Genomic DNA, 15,632 nt, shown 5'->3' on the forward strand with positions numbered 1-15,632 from the left:
GGGACCTCCTGAAATTTAAAAGACTAATAGCCCAGCCATCTCAATACATCCTGCGCGTTGTACTCTTCCTTCTCACCCAACTCGGAAAAAAACACGTTGATGTCGCTGGCCTCAACGCCATGTTTAGCAAGCTCTTGGAGAGCCCTTTGTTTTGTAATAGTAAGATCTTCAGCTGAATCAAAATACGTCATCAGTACCTCCTGATGAAGGCGATAACTGAAGCAGGCTTACTCTTCCTGCCCAGGTTTTATCTGCGTGAATGTTAATATTTTGTGAATTAAACCATTACGTTACCCTGTTAAATCACACAGAAGAATGACTATGATGCCGCTTCAAACTCTCCCTTGAGCCGAGCCGAAACGGCAGTCTCAATACGGCTCCGAAGCAAACTGGCCACGGCCGCAAATACGTCGACGATGACCGAATTCCCGAACTGGCGATAGGCCTGCGTATCAGAGACTGGAATGCGAAAAGTAACTTTTCCCGGTTGCTCGAACCCCATAAGGCGGGCACATTCTCGCGGGGTTAAACGGCGTGGGCGCCTTGCCAAATTGACAGGATCATTAAAGTGCTTTTCGCCTATGCTAAAATCCCATCCCCGGTCTAATAAAATTTCAGATCCATCCCGATAATAGCGTGCGCTGAGTGTTCTGCAAACCACTGTTTCTATTGATGAATCTACCAAACCATAGCCAAATCCATTGCCTTTTGCCTGGTGCTTTTTAGCGTAGTTATAAAGGTATTCCCAGAGCTTTGGAGAAAGGATGTAACGGCTATCGACCTCAGCGTCCAGCAGCTCCCTAAGGGTTGGCCGTCGTGAAGGATAAAGAGCGGATACACCACTTAGCGAAAAGCCATCATTGAGTTTCAGATCACGGCGGAAACCGACCAGCACGATACGTTCCCGGTGCTGAGGTCTGAAGTTCTTACCGTCAATTATTTTGGGGTCCTTTGCTCCGTGAGCATCGGAGTCGGCAACATCGTAGCCGAGCTCATCAAGCGCATTCATGATGATGCGGAACGTATTGCCTTTATCGTGACTCTTCAGATTTTTTACGTTCTCCAGAACGAAAATGGCAGGCTGTTTGGCTCGGATGATCCGGGCAACATCAAAAAAAAGGGTCCCCTGGGTGTCGCATTCAAAGCCGTGCTTTCGGCCAAGGGAGTTCTTTTTGCTGACACCGGCAATACTGAACGGCTGGCATGGGAAACCTGCGAGCAAAACATCATGGTCTGGGATGGATGCATCGATAGAAGCATAGGCCTGGTCATCCGAAACATCGGGAAGATTACTGAGTGTAATGTCCCGGATATCTGAGTTGAAATGGTGCTCAGTCTCGTCACAGTACCAGTTTGCACTGTAAGTCCGTCGGGAGAACTGATTCCACTCACTGGTGAACACACATTTTCCGCCGATGGCGTCAAAACCACTCCGGAGGCCACCGATCCCAGCAAACAAGTCAATAAATCGGAAAAACTTCTGGTCATAGTCCGCTGGCCGAGAGGGGAGCAACGTTCGAAGATAACGATATCCTTCCTGGGTGATTTGGCATTCATTAACTGCACCTTTAATCTGGCGAATAAGCGTTCCCCTCGACCATTCGCTGCCGGTTGCAGCATTAAGTTGCTCAGCCAAATCCTTCACGTCGTAGATGCTTGCAACCTGCACCAGTAATTTATGGATAGAGGAAGGTGTCTCATCATTAAGCAATGCTGTTATTGCAGGCTCAGTTCTATCGTTGTACATCCTTACTCCGTGAAATGTGATTAATTTAGGTTCTCAGACTACCACGCGGTGAAAATTCAATTTTTTGTTAAAGGCCTTTATTTTCATCTCCTGTATTAAAATTTTTACCCACTCAAATTGCCTCCGTTAACAGAAAATCGCCGAGTTTCTAATTGGTACAATAAGCGCGTCAAATCACACGACTTATTTGTTACTACGAACCATCTAATTCAGGGAGAACGTATGACTCTTTTGAAAAAGTTACTTTTGCCGACATTAATCGTCCTTTTCCCGGTGGCAACTCTTGCTACCCAATCATCATTTGAAGCGAAAGTGGTAAAAATTATCGACGGGGACACAATCACCGCGCTCGATGGTCAGAATACAAACATCAAAATCCGCTTGTACGGTATTGATGCCCCCGAAAGTAAGCAGGCCTTTGGACAAAAGGCTAAACAAGCGTTGAGCTCCGCGATTGCTGCACAGAATATTACGGTAATAGACCACGGACCTGATATTTACGGCAGGATGCTGGGAACCATTTGGCTTGATGGTTATGACATAAACGCCTCAATGGTAGACAGTGGCTATGCATGGGTATACCGGTTTGACGGTAATGCCATCGTCCCAAACTATCTGAAATTCGAAGCTTCAGCGCAGAAAGCAGTTAAAGGCCTCTGGGTAGATCCGAATCCCGTTGCCCCCTGGGAGTGGCGCCAGCAAAACCAGAAACCTCAAAAGACGAAAAGCAGGGGGTGACCGCGATGACAAGACAACATCCTTTATTGAAAATTGCGCTTAATAACGATGGACATCTTTCGTGGCCAATTTTACCCGGACAAACTCAGCGCTGCCCAACGTGTCTGCGAGACGTTATTCCGGGTCCGGATGGGGATTTAGTACATCAAGTGGAGGAGGGCGTTAACCCCTGCACGCCATCTGTAGATGTTGTCATTTCAAAGTCGATCATTGAACTCCTCAGCGCAGGTGAGCGCCTATATGTTAACCCAGTTAAGAACGCGAATAGAACACTGGCCCCATCGTTTATCTTTCTGCACAAAGACCAGCAACTTCGACCATTTATAAATACGGACTATCAACCAGCAGGGGCCACCTGGAGAAGTGATAAAGGGAACAGACTTGGTCTTTTCTATATGGATGAGCGAGCGTCTAAAATTAATAAGGACCAGTTCGATTTTATTGCTGTAATAGACCCATCTACTTTTCAAGCAGAATTTGAGACCTTATGGTCCATGGGCGAATTTGATAACCCCCTTACCGCGTTACAGCACTCACTGGTTTCAGAGAATATGTCATCTGTCTGGGTGAAATGGCCTGTTAAAAACCTGCAATCGAGGAAAGAATCGGTGAAGTCCGATTACTGGTATGACTATTATACACCTCACTACCCAGAGGAGCAGGCAGCTTGCACGGCAACCGTGATTGGAATAGACGGAAATGTATCCGGGGAAACTATTTACATGCTCCAGATCGCCCTAGACCGGTCGACAGTTGAGTACCAGCTTGTAAAATCGCTAGGGGTCATATTGCTACTGGATAATACGGGAAATTTCGTATCGGAGGCGCAGCCTCACTTTGATATAATCATCAAAGCTTGCATCTCGGGCGTCAGAGACTTTGTACGTCAAAATCCTCGAATGCGGAGTGTGGAGCATCAGATTACCAGTGCAATGCCTGGTTAGTTAAATCATGAAGGATTTCCAATGACATGCAGCCGGTTGAGTTCTGATTCGATTGACGGGTTCACCTTTTTCATTTCGCCTCACGGTCAGGGATGTAGACTGTCTGTCGAACCTGAATACCGCCGCAATGGAACACAAAATTTCGATGGCTGGTTCCCTCGATATTACACTAAGCCACAATACGCTAAAGCAGCATTGACACGGTTTCTTGGGGAACCTGTTAATTGGTTGGATTGTAATGACCATAATTAGGGCTTTCAGACAGTTAGCCAACAAAAAAATCTTTAACTCACCAACAATATTGAGAATTACCAAATGGAAAATCTGGATGTTGTATCAGCGGTAGATTTTTACTTAGAAAAAGCATTTTATTTATTTGGATTCATAATGTTAGGTATGGCATGGCTTACTTTCCGTGCTGGTTCAACTTATCAGCATTTTAAAAATGCTGATAAGTTAGTCAGTGAAGGTAGAGGATCTTTCTCAAGCGGTGAAGAACCTGAAATGATCCGGCGACTTAAGTTCCAAACATTGATCTGGTACATTGCTAATTGTGTGGTGTTAGCACTATCCACTATTGTTTTTGGGTATCTATTTTATCTACTTCACAGTTAATCAAACAAGGAGATATTTTTATGCACGAGAATCAGGCACATCAAATAATTGACGCACTAAGTAAAGATAAGTATATCTACATTGCCCTTATGATTTTAGTCATTCACCTCTTGATGAAGCAAGTGAATAAACATCACGATAAGCTTGTAACTTCAAGGCGTATTTATGATGACCATAAATCTGGCAAAGCACTCGATGAAACACCAGCCGAAACCTTGACCATGATGAAAAAAAGCTTTATTTCCATCGTAGTTAACTTATTTTCAATTATTAGCGTCACGGTACTGGCTGCATGTTTTTTCATCTATTTTTAGTTCAGTAATGGTACAGATAGTTCCGCTGGTACCTATGGCGGTCTATCTGTATGAGTTTAAAAAATTTTTCTAGTAACGAAGGACCTAAAATGATTAGGTAAGAACGGGGTAAGCCCGTCCTATGTCCTGGATGGTGATAATGCAGGTTGCCCACAGGAAAATCATCATGGAAATCCCAAATCCCAAATCCCGTGCCAGTGCGTAATCCAAGAAGTAAAACGTAACCCATTGATTTATATGTCAAAGCTAAGTAGAGATGTCCGGGGTGGGGCAAAGTTCAAATGTCCTTTGATAATATTGAATTCCTGGATAAAAATCGCATCTTAACCTCTTCGTTTGAGTACCTTGTTGGGTTGACCCCGTATTCGCTTTATTTGTAGTATTGGGCTGCTTTGAAGTGTTTCATGTTCAAACGCGACGTGTTCTGTAAGTTCTTCCTGACAACAGAGCCGACAATATATACACATCCGCTATGGAGAATCTGACAACCGCTATGCGTATTACGCCACCCTGAGTTTTTCCTTCCTCTGTCGTACTGAGCAAGCCTCAGCACGCACTCAATAACATCCCGTCTGCGGATGTGCTTTACCGTACGTAAAAATGTAGCCCTCCAGGGCTGACTGTATCTAAAAACTGAGAAATTACTATGTTGCTGTCCTCGACGCGTAAGGACTGGCTGGGTAACGTCCGTGGTGACGTTCTGGCCGGTATTGTTGTCGCGCTCGCACTCATTCCAGAAGCGATCGCCTTTTCCATTATCGCCGGTGTTGATCCCCAGGTGGGCCTCTACTCGGCGTTCTGTATTCCTCTCGTTATGGCCTTCTTTGGCGGACGTCCGGCGATGATTTCGTCCTCCACCGGTGCAATGGCTCTCCTGATGGTGACGCTGGTGAAAGATCATGGCTTACAGTATTTACTGGCTGCCTCCATACTGACCGGGGTATTCCAGCTGATAGCCGGATATCTGAAGCTTGGCGGGCTGATGCGTTTTGTTTCACGCTCAGTGGTCACGGGGTTTGTTAATGCACTGGCAATACTGATTTTTATGGCCCAGTTGCCTGAGCTGACCAATGTGACATGGCATGTTTATGCCATGACTGCGGCAGGGCTGGGGATCATCTATCTCTTCCCTTATATCAACAAAACCATTCCTTCACCGCTTGTGTGCATCGTGGTGCTGACTGGGATTGCCATGTGGCTGCATCTGGATGTGCGAACCGTCGGGGATATGGGGAAACTTCCCGACAGTCTGCCGGTCTTCCTGCTCCCGGACGTGCCTTTAAATCTTCAGACGCTGCTCATCATCCTGCCATATTCTGCGGGGCTTGCGGTGGTTGGCCTGCTTGAGTCGATGATGACCGCCACTATCGTGGATGACATGACCGACACGCCAAGCGACAAAAACAGGGAGTGCAAAGCTCAGGGCATCGCGAACATCTGCACATCCTTTATCGGAGGAATGGCAGGCTGCGCGATGATTGGGCAATCTGTTATCAACGTAAAATCCGGTGGACGCGGACGACTTTCAACCCTCACGGCGGGCGTGGTGCTGCTTTGCCTGATTGTGTTCCTGCGCAACTGGGTCTCCCAAATTCCGATGGCAGCGCTGGTCGCGGTGATGATTATGGTTTCCATCGGGACATTCTCCTGGCGCTCCATTGCCAACCTGCGGACACACCCCCTTTCAACCAGCGTGGTCATGCTTGCCACCGTAGCGGTTGTGGTGGCAACACATAATCTGGCCTTCGGTGTGCTGACCGGTGTACTGATTGCTTCGCTCAATTTTGCCACTAAAGTATCCCGGTTCATGCGTGTAACCTCAGTTCTGGAGGGGACGAGCCGGACGTATACCGTCACCGGCCAGGTATTCTTTGCATCAGCAGACCGCTTTACGAGCCACTTTGATTTCCGTGAAGCGATTGAGAATGTGGTGATAGACGTTTCACATGCCCATTTCTGGGACATCACGTCCGTCAGCGCCCTGGATAAGGTGGTCATTAAGTTCCGCAGAGAGGGCGCCGGGGTTGAAATACGTGGGATGAATGAAGCCACCCGCACCATCGTTGACCGGTTTGGTGTTCACGATAAACCTGAAGAAGTCGAAAAACTGATGGGCGGTCATTAACAGACTGGAGGGAAAACTATGAATAATACTGTTACAGCTTGTGTGGACGGTTCACTTTCAACGCGGTCAGTGTGTGAATATGCGGCGTGGGCAGCCCGCACTTTGCAATCACAGCTAGCACTGTTGCACGTTATCGAAAAAGACAGCACCCCGGTAGTGTCAGACCTGACCGGCACTCTCGGCATAGACAGTCAGCAATTGCTGACCGATGAGCTGGTAGAAATTGAAGGGCAACGTAATCGCCTGCTGATGGCCCAGGGGAAAGCAATACTGGAAAGTTGTGCTGAACTGCTTCAAAAACAGGGAAGCCCGGATGTGCTTTTGATGCAAAAACACGGTACACCGGATGAAGTTCTGGCAGAGCTGAGCGACCTTCGTCTCATGGTGCTGGGGCGTCGGGGTAGCCAGCATCCGGTAGGCTCTCATCTGGAAAGCGTTATTCGTCTGCAAAAGAAACCCCTACTGGTTGTTCCGGAGAACTACTCAGTGCCTTCCAGAGTCATGCTGGCTTATGATGGCAGTGAAGAAAGCAGGAGTAACCTGGAACGTCTGACGATGAGTCCCTTACTCAGGGGGCTGGAGTGCCACCTTGTCATGGTAAACGGTAAGAAGGAAGAGCTGCTGACCGCACAGCAAATTTTACGTGACGCGGATATAGAAAACAGCACAACACATCTTACCGGGCAATCAGTCGGGGACGCGCTTATTCGTTACGCCGAGGAAAATGCTGTCGATCTGATAGTGATGGGGGCCTACGGTCATTCCAGGTTGCGGCAGTTCTTTATCGGTAGTCATACCTCCGAAATGCTGCAAAAGACGCAACAACCGCTTCTTATCCTCCGTTAGCACTGATTATCTTAAATAAAAAAGGGCGAGTTCTCTCGCCCTTCGTCACAAGAACACGTTTAGTTCAGCCGGTTACCTTTTTCATCAACTACCTTCTCACCGTCCTCTTTCGTGAACGCGCTTTTCTGCGCATCGGGAAGAATATCCAGCACGACTTCAGAAGGGCGGCATAGCCGGGTACCCAGCGGCGTTACCACGATAGGGCGATTGATCAGAACAGGGTGCTGCAACATAAAATCGATTAACTGCTCGTCAGTAAAGCGGTCTTCCGCCAGCCCTAACGCTTCAAAAGGTTCGACATTCTTACGCAGCAGCGCTCGTACCGTGATCCCCATATCCGCAATGAGTTTTACCAGCTCAGCTCGTGATGGTGGGGTTTCAAGATAATGAATAACGGTCGGCTCTGTACCGCTGTTGCGGATCATTTCAAGGGTATTGCGTGACGTGCCGCAGGCCGGGTTGTGATAAATGGTAATGTTGCTCATATCAGTATCTCATTACAAAGTGAAAGACAGACGAAGCGCCAGTGCTGCAAGCGTGACAAACAGCACGGGGATTGTCATGACAATGCCCACCCGGAAGTAATATCCCCAGGTAATTTTGATATTTTTCTGCGACAGAACGTGCAGCCACAGTAACGTTGCCAGACTGCCGATAGGGGTAATTTTTGGCCCCAGGTCGCTGCCGATGACGTTGGCGTAAATCATCGCTTCTTTGATAACACCGGTCGCAGTGCTGCCATCAATCGACAGCGCCCCGACCAGCACGGTCGGCATATTGTTCATCACTGATGACAGGAAGGCCGTCAGGAAGCCCGTACCCAGCGTTGCCGCCCACAATCCCTGCTCTGCCAGCTGATTCAGCAAGGAAGAGAGATAGTGGGTCAGACCGGCATTTCGTAAGCCGTAGACCACCAGGTACATCCCCAGCGAGAAGATAACGATTTGCCAGGGCGCACCACGCAGCACCTTACCGGTGTTAATGGCATGCCCTTTTTTCGCAACAGCAAACAGAAGCAATGCACCAGCGGCTGCGACCAAACTGACCGGTACGCCCAGCGGCTCCAGTCCGAAGAATCCCACCAGAAGCAACACCAGAACCAGCCAGCCGGTTTTAAAGGTATTCACATCACGTATAGCGTCTTTCGGTTCTTTCAACAGAGAAACGTCGTAAACGGCGGGAATGTCCTTACGGAAAAACAGATGCAGCATCACCAGCGTAGCCGCAATCGCGGCCAGGTTAACCGGGACCATCACGGCGGCATATTCTGAGAAACCAAGCTTAAAGAAATCCGCCGAGACGATATTCACCAGGTTTGAGACAATCAGTGGCAGGCTTGCCGTGTCAGCGATAAACCCTGCGGCCATGATAAACGCTAAGGTTGCCCCCCGGCTGAATCCCAGCGCCAGCAGCATCGCGATAACGATAGGTGTCAGGATCAGTGCCGCACCGTCGTTGGCAAACAGTGCCGCAACCATCGCACCAAGCAGGACGATCCAGGTGAAGAGCAGCCGCCCCCGGCCATTCCCCCAACGGGCAACGTGCAGCGCGGCCCATTCAAAGAAGCCGGATTCGTCGAGCAGAAGACTGATGATGATCACGGCGATAAAGGTGGCGGTCGCATTCCACACTATCTGCCAGACCACCGGAATATCCCCCAGATGAACGACGCCAGTCAGCAATGCCAGAATTGCGCCCAGTGAGGCACTCCAGCCAATCCCCAGCCCTCTGGGTTGCCAGATAACCAGGACGAGCGTGAATAAAAAGATAGCACCAGCCAGTAACATCAGAAACTCCATTCACATTTGTTTATTCGGATATATATATCGCCATCAGCAGGAGACAGATGCCACGCTACTGAGCTTGTTGCGTATGTTTTCTCGTTCACAGTTCCAGGCTGTATCAATAATACCCGCAGCCCATGCTGGCATGTGTGGCGACAGTCGGTAATGCACCCATTTTCCTTCGCGACGGTCGATGACCAGCTCGGCTTCACGTAAAAGGGCCATATGGCGAGAAATTTTTGGCTGAGACTCTGCGGTTGCCGCACAGATGTCACAGACGCACATTTCACCGGACTCCCTGAGAAGCATCACGATAGTTGAACGGGTCTCGTCGGCGAGCAGTTTAAAAAGCTGAACAGGCTGTAGCATGCTTAACCTCGTAAAAAAATAACAATACATATGGTATTTCATATGTGATAACTTTTAAAGCATAGCTTATGAAATGGAGATTTTTTATGACCGACTTACCAGCAATCGAACCGGCTTATTTTGATGATGCGCTTGCCAGCAAACTTACGGGCAACAACGAAACCATGCCGCGAATTCTCATCCTGTACGGTTCAGTACGAGAGCGGTCCTACAGTCGTTTTGCAGCGGAAGAGGCCGGGCGGTTGCTGGCAAAGATGGGGGCTGAGGTGAAAATATTTAACCCATCCGGTCTGCCGTTACCCGATGATGCGCCCGAAAGTCACCCCAAAGTGCTTGAACTCCGCGAGCTGGTCAGGTGGTGTGACGGAATGGTCTGGAGTTCTCCGGAAAGACATGGCGCCATGAGCTCGGTGATGAAGGCCCAGATTGACTGGATACCCCTGAGTGAAGGTGCTGTTCGTCCTTCCCAGGGTAAAACGCTGGCCGTCATGCAGGTTTGTGGTGGTTCACAGTCGTTTAACACGGTCAATCAGATGCGGATACTTGGCCGCTGGATGCGGATGTTCACCATCCCCAATCAGTCGTCAGTGCCAAAGGCATGGCAGGAATTTGATGATGAAGGGCGCATGAAACCCTCACCCTGGTATGACAGGATTGTCGACGTTACCGAAGAGTTGTTCAAAATGACGTTACTCCTGAAAGGGCACACAGCCTACCTGTCCGACCGCTACAGCGAAAGGAAAGAGAGTCATCAGGAGCTCGCGGCACGGGTCAATCAGGCCAAAATCTGACAGCCAGGCATGCCCGGATGGATTACCGGGCTTTAAATCGGTTTCTTCCCAAATATCTCTTCAGAGCGTGACTGAAGTTTCACCAGGGCATTGAACATATCGTCCTGATCCAGGGAACGCTGGGATTTCTTCGTCGTGGGAGCTTTACGCCTGCGAGAAGGGCCGTCTCCGGATGGTACGGATTGCGACCGGTTATTATCCCGCTCGGCCTGGACCAGCTGCGCCATTTCCAGGGCCCGCCCCAGACGTTTGTTATCCACAATGGCCCCCTGATCGATTTCAGAAAGCTTGTCATAGGTGGAGTAGGGAAGTGATACGCCATTAAGCCGGAGCTCTTTATGTCCATCCGGGTAATGCCAGACATCGATGTATTTACCAATCGCCCGACGACTGAATTCGCTGTCTTCAATCAGATAAAGGACTTTGTCGTATTGCACTGTGAGTGATTTCGACACTTTACGAGCTTCACGCCAGTTAAATACCATATCAAGATCGTCATCGACATCCAGTTCCCGATGAACATCAAACTCCTGGCGAGGCGCTTTTGCGAAACGACGGTTGTAATCGTTCATGAACTCTTCGGCAAATGCGTTCGCAGCTTCCATGGAACTGATGCCCTGGAGCCTGAGCTCCTTGACCAGTCGGTCCTGAAGCGTCAGGTGCGCCCGTTCAACGCGGCCTTTGGCAGCACTGGTTTCTGCACAAATGGTCTGAATGTTCAGTTCATGCATCGCACGGCCAAACTGGGTATCGCCGTCGCCGCCGGTTGCATTTTTATTGTTGATCCTGAATACGCTGGCTTTGTCGCTGTACAGCGCAAGCGGTTTGCCATGTTTTTCAATATAGCCCCGGGTCGCTTCAAAATAGGTGAAAGTAGACTCAGATTTCACGAAAAGAAGCTGCATTAAACGACTGGTTGCGTCATCAACGTAAACCAGTGCCGTACACTTAGGTCCCCGATTTTCAAACCAGTGGTGGTCGCAGCCGTCGATTTGTATGAGTTCACCGGCACAGGCACGGCGGTAACGAGGTTGCTGAATTTTTGGCGCACGTTGCTTACGTGGGACCCACAGACTGGCCTGAGTCATCAGCTTACGGACGGTTTCTTTGGAAAGATGAACACCGTGCACCTCAGACAGTTTTTCACAGGCCAGCGTCGGACCGAAATCGTTATAGCGTTCGCGAATAATGTTCAGCGCGTATGCGGCCAGTCCCTGAGGCAACTGGTTGTTACTGGATTTACCACGACGGCGGCTGGTCATGCCAATCGGACCATCTTCACGATAACGCGCAAGCAGACGACGGCACTGACGGTCGGAGATACCAAGCCGCTGAGCTGCCATTTGTGTTGTCAGACGCCGGTCGATGACATCCTGAATGATTTTGAGTCGGTTAACTTCATCCAATGTGAAAAACTCCGCTGCGAGAGCCGTCATGGTAATCCTTACTTGATTATACACGCCGGACATCTTAACTTAGCCATTATCGGACATTACAACTTTGCTACTACATTATAAGTGCGTATAACGTGGATTATGTTAACCCAAAAACGTTTAATTGTAATGGATAGTCGAATTGGGTATACTTTCGGGAAGTACTTCAATTCATAATATACCCATGACTGAACTCGTTGAAAGTAAGCTGTGCCGAAAATGCAAGACTCTGAAGAGCTTGTTAGACTTCGGAATTGACCGTAAAAGTAAGGATGGCCATAAGACTCGCTGCCGCCAGTGCGTAGCTGGCGAAAACCGGTTGTATAAATTGAATAACCGCAATGTAGTCAATGCAGCCAAGAACCGGTATCGTCAACGCCATACCGCCGAAATGGCCGACTATATGCGTTTGTATCGTGCCAGGGTCCGTGGAAGCCAGCTGGCTGACCGCCACCGTCAGCACCTGGAGTTTCACAAAGAAGTGAATATTCAGCTTCAATTTAGGCTCGGAGCCATCATGGCCTCTCAGTTACTTCAGAATGACAAAACTATAGAGATTGAAAAGTTACTTTTAAAGTACCTTAAATCGCCTGAATCTGCTTCCGGAAGAAAGGCTCTTAATGAAGCTAGGGGAATCGCTTTCAGAGCGAAAATATCATATGAGGCGTTCAATACTCTTTTGAATACATTGAACAGATCACGAATTTAGATGCCCCGTTAGTATAAATCGTGTTTCTAAAGGCTTTCGTATGTTTAAAAAAGGAAAAAGCTTAATAGCTTTTAGTGATTAAAATTACTATGCAGGCGAAATAAATGAGCAGATTTTATGATTTCAATGCGTTAGAACTAATGGAAATGGCCCCCATATCTATCTTCAGTCGTAACAAAAATACTGAGATTTTCCTGGATGATCAATTATTAGAGCAGGAACGTCGCCATTGCCTGTCGGTTCATATTTTTTGCAGAAAGCTCGAAAGATTTGAAGAAGAATTTAACAGCAATAAAAGTTCCAGAAATCGCTTGGTTAAGTTCCTTGAATCACAAGAATGCGATTTTATCTATGATATAGCTAAAGAGTGGTCATCTTACAATTTCCAAAAAGTTCCTCAAAGCACAACTTATACGTACTTGAAAACACTTGTCGAACACATCAACGAACTCAAAAGTAAGTTTGGCATTATGAGTTATGCCACTTATCACAACAATTACATTCATAACTTAATTACGACAATCAATGAAAACCTCGTAAATATTAATTATGATTTATCCCTTATTACATCAACAAAGCGAAATTGGAATCTTTATCGAACTGAATTCGGACTAATTCTAGCGAACGGGATTAGGAAAGTATTACTTATTGATAAATTAGAACATTTGAAAAACAAAGATCTTAAGCCGGGACTTATTTTCTTCATTACAACGCCAGTGTCACAAGATGTCTTGCAGGATTTATTTTCACGTCACCAGCCTTACATTATGATTTATAGGAATGAAAAAGGCATTATAAAAACAGTTGAACCACTTCATCTGCTTACCGATGCTCTTTATGAAATCATTTCACTGGCTTCAAACATTAAAAATAAAGACTCAATGTTCTTTGAACCTAAAAATAAGTTAACCTCTATTATTGAAGAATTGTTTGAGCTCCAGAACCTTTTTGAAGAATACATGCGCCAGAGTTTTATGCAGGTCAGATTAAGTGAAAGAAACACACAATATATATATAATAAAATCAGATCACTTAAACATCAAGCCAATCATCTTGAGTTTGGAAATACAGAAAAAATACGGACGCTCGCTTTTAAACTAGGTGTATTAGCTGATTCATTTAATAATTACGATGTTAAAAGCAAGACAATCGACCTTCTGCCTAATACTATTTTCACTGGCATTCAGAACATTACCAGCAACAGTAATTTGTATCGTGTGAAAAACGACATTCTGTTTTATGAAAATAACCTTACAGCATCATTATTAACCTGGTTGAAAGCAAGCCTTGAACTTAAAAAGTTTATGGTGGTCCAGGAAGATCAGATCGCAAACGGGCGAAGTGATATTTCTATTTTCTCTTCAGGTGTGAGAGTTTGCATTATCGAATCCAAGTTAATACAAGAACATTCCACCGAAGTGCCAATAAAATCTGTAATAACAAAAGGAATATTTCAACTTTATACAAAGTATTCAGACTCTGTTGCTCAGTCATTTATCGTTCCGCCTGACCTATATCTGGTGTTATTCTGCTTTGACCATAAATTTGTGAATATTCGTAAACACACTGAATCAGCGCTTGAAGACTACCAAAAAGAAAACAGAAATATTAAACTTGAAATGATGCACAGCACCCATCATCAAACCATACGCTTTAGCTTGCGAGAGTCTGGCGGAATATTTGCGGATAAAGTCGTTTATATTAACTTAACTATAGCAAATCTCAGGACAAAGGATAAAAATTGAGAGACACAATGGTAACAGTGAATAACACACCTATACATCTCTCTGACCTTAATGATGCCTTTTTAGCGGTAGACAGTGCAAAGCTGGAATGCGATGGGCATACTTTAATGCTCAGCCATGCCTTGATGGAGGCTAAGATCCCACATCTTCGCTTCCTTGGGAAAGTTACCGTTAAGGGATGTGATTTTGTGCTCTCCCCCCACTTATGGTTGCAAATCGACGGCTTCACGGTGGACTACCGCCTCCGGATGTGGATTAACCTTTTCTGTGGCCCAGATAAAGCCTCAGGGGCGCCCCATGGCATTTTCAGCAGCCTTCATTACCCGAAGCATCATTATGAACCACTGAGGCCAGCACCGTGTAATCTACTAGCCCCAAATCTGCTCGATTTAATTACCGATGGATTCGCCTCAAAAATCTGCATCCCGGAATCTACGTTGGCATGGTATTCGACAGGACAAATGAAATAATGTTATCCGGTAAATAGTAGATAACTCCGGTCGTTAGGAAAATTGGCTTTGATAGGGTTACTTCAGTTCTTTTAGCCACGACTTTCTTTCAAAGGATGAATGTGAAAATATTCCCGTTTGAGGTTCAAAACTCTATAGCCGTTTTGAACCATCTCAGATTGTAATTTTACCATCGAGCTCTTACTGGCGAAGGTTCCAATGGTGAATGCGGTAAATCTGCTTAACGGAACCATTCCGGATGTCGCATACGATCAGCTTTAATAACTTGCGTGTTCAATTCAATGACTTCCGTCGGTGTTAAAATTAAGGCATCTGGATTCGAAATTAATGGTCGTAGAACCACCTCCCCTTTTTTATCATCTTTAGAACCGTAGATATTAATTAGAAAATGCATGCGTTGATTTAATTCTGATTGACTTACCCATTGCCTAAAAGTCATCGTTTGCTTTACATAATTAATAATAAGAGGGGCCAATTCAGTTTCTTCCGTTTGTGACAAAGCCTTTTTATTTGACATTTTCTTAAGGATTTTACCTAGCTTTGCCACACACATATGAATGCTTAACGATGTGGAAATTTTAGTGGTGTTAAAATCCTCCTGTGAAATGGAAATCAATCCAACATACTGTTTATAACAATCGTAGACATAAATAAAGTGTGATGTAAATGGGGTTGAATGATTAAAAACCCCCAAATTCCAGCCATATTGCTCTACTGTTAAAGAACTAAAATCTTTGTCGTTAATGCTCATTTATACTCCTAAGCGTCATAATTTGATTGAACTAGATTGTACGAAAGCTGAGTTCTAACCTTTGTTTTTATTTCCAAACAAATATACCACATCCTATATCCATCTCTAATAACCTCAACAACACAATTTCTGAGTTTAATTATTTTCATGAAATCAATAATTATGGTTTGTTACCTAGTAGTTAAAGATGGTTGGACGACTTCATGAAATTTTAGAAGCCTTCTGTCCGAACTGAAAACCCTTGCGACTCA

The 15,632-nt window shown here is 46.2% G+C and carries 17 protein-coding genes; 9 read left to right on the forward strand and 8 right to left on the reverse strand.

From position 1 onward, the window contains the following. Positions 1–23: 23 nt before the first annotated feature. Complete coding sequence (locus SK35_RS25045; protein WP_016246550.1) at positions 24–191, reverse strand: hypothetical protein; 168 nt, start codon at positions 189–191, stop codon at positions 24–26. A gap of 128 nt (positions 192–319) precedes the next feature. Continuing rightward, positions 320–1,747, reverse strand: a complete 1,428-nt coding sequence (locus tag SK35_RS25050) for a DNA cytosine methyltransferase (RefSeq protein WP_015062959.1) — start codon at positions 1,745–1,747, stop codon at positions 320–322. A gap of 222 nt (positions 1,748–1,969) precedes the next feature. Between SK35_RS25050 and SK35_RS25055 the strand changes: the two genes are divergently transcribed. The 6 genes from SK35_RS25055 (at position 1,970) to SK35_RS25080 (ending at position 7,329) form a co-directional block, all read left to right on the forward strand. Next, on the forward strand, positions 1,970–2,485 hold the full coding sequence (locus tag SK35_RS25055; protein ID WP_015062960.1) for a thermonuclease family protein: 516 nt from the start codon (positions 1,970–1,972) through the stop codon (positions 2,483–2,485). 5 nt (positions 2,486–2,490) lie between these two features. Then, positions 2,491–3,429 carry a hypothetical protein gene (locus SK35_RS25060; RefSeq protein ID WP_032610440.1) on the forward strand — a complete coding sequence of 313 codons (939 nt, stop codon included), beginning with the start codon at positions 2,491–2,493 and terminating at the stop codon, positions 3,427–3,429. A gap of 315 nt (positions 3,430–3,744) precedes the next feature. Then, entirely contained in the window at positions 3,745–4,044 is a 300-nt protein-coding gene (locus SK35_RS25065; RefSeq protein WP_016246547.1) for a hypothetical protein, read from the forward strand. A 20-nt stretch (positions 4,045–4,064) separates the two neighbouring features. Then, positions 4,065–4,358, forward strand: a complete 294-nt coding sequence (locus tag SK35_RS25070) for a hypothetical protein (protein WP_016246546.1) — start codon at positions 4,065–4,067, stop codon at positions 4,356–4,358. Positions 4,359–5,004: 646 nt separating this feature from the next. Next, positions 5,005–6,483: a SulP family inorganic anion transporter gene (locus SK35_RS25075; RefSeq protein WP_000927306.1), complete on the forward strand. Its 1,479-nt coding sequence runs from the start codon at positions 5,005–5,007 to the stop codon at positions 6,481–6,483. An 18-nt stretch (positions 6,484–6,501) separates the two neighbouring features. Continuing rightward, on the forward strand, positions 6,502–7,329 hold the full coding sequence (locus SK35_RS25080) for a universal stress protein (protein ID WP_001066652.1): 828 nt from the start codon (positions 6,502–6,504) through the stop codon (positions 7,327–7,329). 59 nt (positions 7,330–7,388) lie between these two features. Here the strand turns inward: SK35_RS25080 and arsC are convergent, their stop codons facing one another. Genes arsC through SK35_RS25095 form a run of 3 tightly spaced genes read right to left on the reverse strand, consistent with a single transcriptional unit; the run spans position 7,389 to position 9,482 of the window. Then, positions 7,389–7,814: a glutaredoxin-dependent arsenate reductase gene (gene arsC / locus SK35_RS25085; RefSeq protein ID WP_000065802.1), complete on the reverse strand. Its 426-nt coding sequence runs from the start codon at positions 7,812–7,814 to the stop codon at positions 7,389–7,391. A gap of 12 nt (positions 7,815–7,826) precedes the next feature. After that, positions 7,827–9,116 carry an arsenic transporter gene (locus tag SK35_RS25090; RefSeq protein WP_000922628.1) on the reverse strand — a complete coding sequence of 430 codons (1,290 nt, stop codon included), beginning with the start codon at positions 9,114–9,116 and terminating at the stop codon, positions 7,827–7,829. A gap of 45 nt (positions 9,117–9,161) precedes the next feature. Continuing rightward, positions 9,162–9,482 carry a transcriptional regulator gene (locus tag SK35_RS25095; protein WP_000941305.1) on the reverse strand — a complete coding sequence of 107 codons (321 nt, stop codon included), beginning with the start codon at positions 9,480–9,482 and terminating at the stop codon, positions 9,162–9,164. Between the two features lie 86 nt (positions 9,483–9,568). Between SK35_RS25095 and arsH the strand changes: the two genes are divergently transcribed. Next, the gene (gene arsH, locus SK35_RS25100; protein ID WP_000130816.1) at positions 9,569–10,273 is read left to right on the forward strand and encodes an arsenical resistance protein ArsH; all 705 of its coding nucleotides are present in this window, start codon (positions 9,569–9,571) and stop codon (positions 10,271–10,273) included. A 32-nt stretch (positions 10,274–10,305) separates the two neighbouring features. On the opposite strand, the gene SK35_RS25105 is transcribed toward arsH, so the two are convergent. Further along, entirely contained in the window at positions 10,306–11,709 is a 1,404-nt protein-coding gene (locus tag SK35_RS25105; RefSeq protein WP_011152984.1) for an ISNCY family transposase, read from the reverse strand. A 238-nt stretch (positions 11,710–11,947) separates the two neighbouring features. Then, complete coding sequence (locus tag SK35_RS25110) at positions 11,948–12,205, reverse strand: hypothetical protein (RefSeq protein WP_103216141.1); 258 nt, start codon at positions 12,203–12,205, stop codon at positions 11,948–11,950. A 314-nt stretch (positions 12,206–12,519) separates the two neighbouring features. Here SK35_RS25110 and SK35_RS25115 point away from each other — a divergent pair, with 314 nt between their 5' ends. Together SK35_RS25115 and SK35_RS25120 are read left to right on the forward strand one after the other, a co-directional pair. Next, positions 12,520–14,160 (forward strand): hypothetical protein, encoded by a 1,641-nt coding sequence (locus tag SK35_RS25115; protein WP_032610443.1) that lies wholly within the window; start codon positions 12,520–12,522, stop codon positions 14,158–14,160. 8 nt (positions 14,161–14,168) lie between these two features. Then, complete coding sequence (locus SK35_RS25120; RefSeq protein ID WP_015062966.1) at positions 14,169–14,630, forward strand: hypothetical protein; 462 nt, start codon at positions 14,169–14,171, stop codon at positions 14,628–14,630. Between the two features lie 220 nt (positions 14,631–14,850). Here the strand turns inward: SK35_RS25120 and SK35_RS25125 are convergent, their stop codons facing one another. Beyond that, positions 14,851–15,381 (reverse strand): hypothetical protein, encoded by a 531-nt coding sequence (locus SK35_RS25125; protein WP_032610444.1) that lies wholly within the window; start codon positions 15,379–15,381, stop codon positions 14,851–14,853. Positions 15,382–15,632: the final 251 nt, after the last annotated feature.

This window comes from Citrobacter sp. MGH105 (assembly GCF_001037485.2).
GTDB lineage: Bacteria > Pseudomonadota > Gammaproteobacteria > Enterobacterales > Enterobacteriaceae > Citrobacter > Citrobacter portucalensis.

Bases quoted from the DNA above. Each gene is read 5' to 3' on its own strand.
- SK35_RS25045 (WP_016246550.1), bottom strand. From the start codon at position 191: ATGACGTATTTTGATTCAGCTGAAGATCTTACTATTACAAAACAAAGG.
- SK35_RS25050 (WP_015062959.1), bottom strand. From the start codon at position 1,747: ATGTACAACGATAGAACTGAGCCTGCAATAACAGCATTGCTTAATGAT.
- SK35_RS25055 (WP_015062960.1), top strand. From the start codon at position 1,970: ATGACTCTTTTGAAAAAGTTACTTTTGCCGACATTAATCGTCCTTTTC.
- SK35_RS25060 (WP_032610440.1), top strand. From the start codon at position 2,491: ATGACAAGACAACATCCTTTATTGAAAATTGCGCTTAATAACGATGGA.
- SK35_RS25065 (WP_016246547.1), top strand. From the start codon at position 3,745: ATGGAAAATCTGGATGTTGTATCAGCGGTAGATTTTTACTTAGAAAAA.
- SK35_RS25070 (WP_016246546.1), top strand. From the start codon at position 4,065: ATGCACGAGAATCAGGCACATCAAATAATTGACGCACTAAGTAAAGAT.
- SK35_RS25075 (WP_000927306.1), top strand. From the start codon at position 5,005: ATGTTGCTGTCCTCGACGCGTAAGGACTGGCTGGGTAACGTCCGTGGT.
- SK35_RS25080 (WP_001066652.1), top strand. From the start codon at position 6,502: ATGAATAATACTGTTACAGCTTGTGTGGACGGTTCACTTTCAACGCGG.
- arsC (WP_000065802.1), bottom strand. From the start codon at position 7,814: ATGAGCAACATTACCATTTATCACAACCCGGCCTGCGGCACGTCACGC.
- SK35_RS25090 (WP_000922628.1), bottom strand. From the start codon at position 9,116: ATGTTACTGGCTGGTGCTATCTTTTTATTCACGCTCGTCCTGGTTATC.
- SK35_RS25095 (WP_000941305.1), bottom strand. From the start codon at position 9,482: ATGCTACAGCCTGTTCAGCTTTTTAAACTGCTCGCCGACGAGACCCGT.
- arsH (WP_000130816.1), top strand. From the start codon at position 9,569: ATGACCGACTTACCAGCAATCGAACCGGCTTATTTTGATGATGCGCTT.
- SK35_RS25105 (WP_011152984.1), bottom strand. From the start codon at position 11,709: ATGACGGCTCTCGCAGCGGAGTTTTTCACATTGGATGAAGTTAACCGA.
- SK35_RS25115 (WP_032610443.1), top strand. From the start codon at position 12,520: ATGAGCAGATTTTATGATTTCAATGCGTTAGAACTAATGGAAATGGCC.
- SK35_RS25120 (WP_015062966.1), top strand. From the start codon at position 14,169: ATGGTAACAGTGAATAACACACCTATACATCTCTCTGACCTTAATGAT.
- SK35_RS25125 (WP_032610444.1), bottom strand. From the start codon at position 15,381: ATGAGCATTAACGACAAAGATTTTAGTTCTTTAACAGTAGAGCAATAT.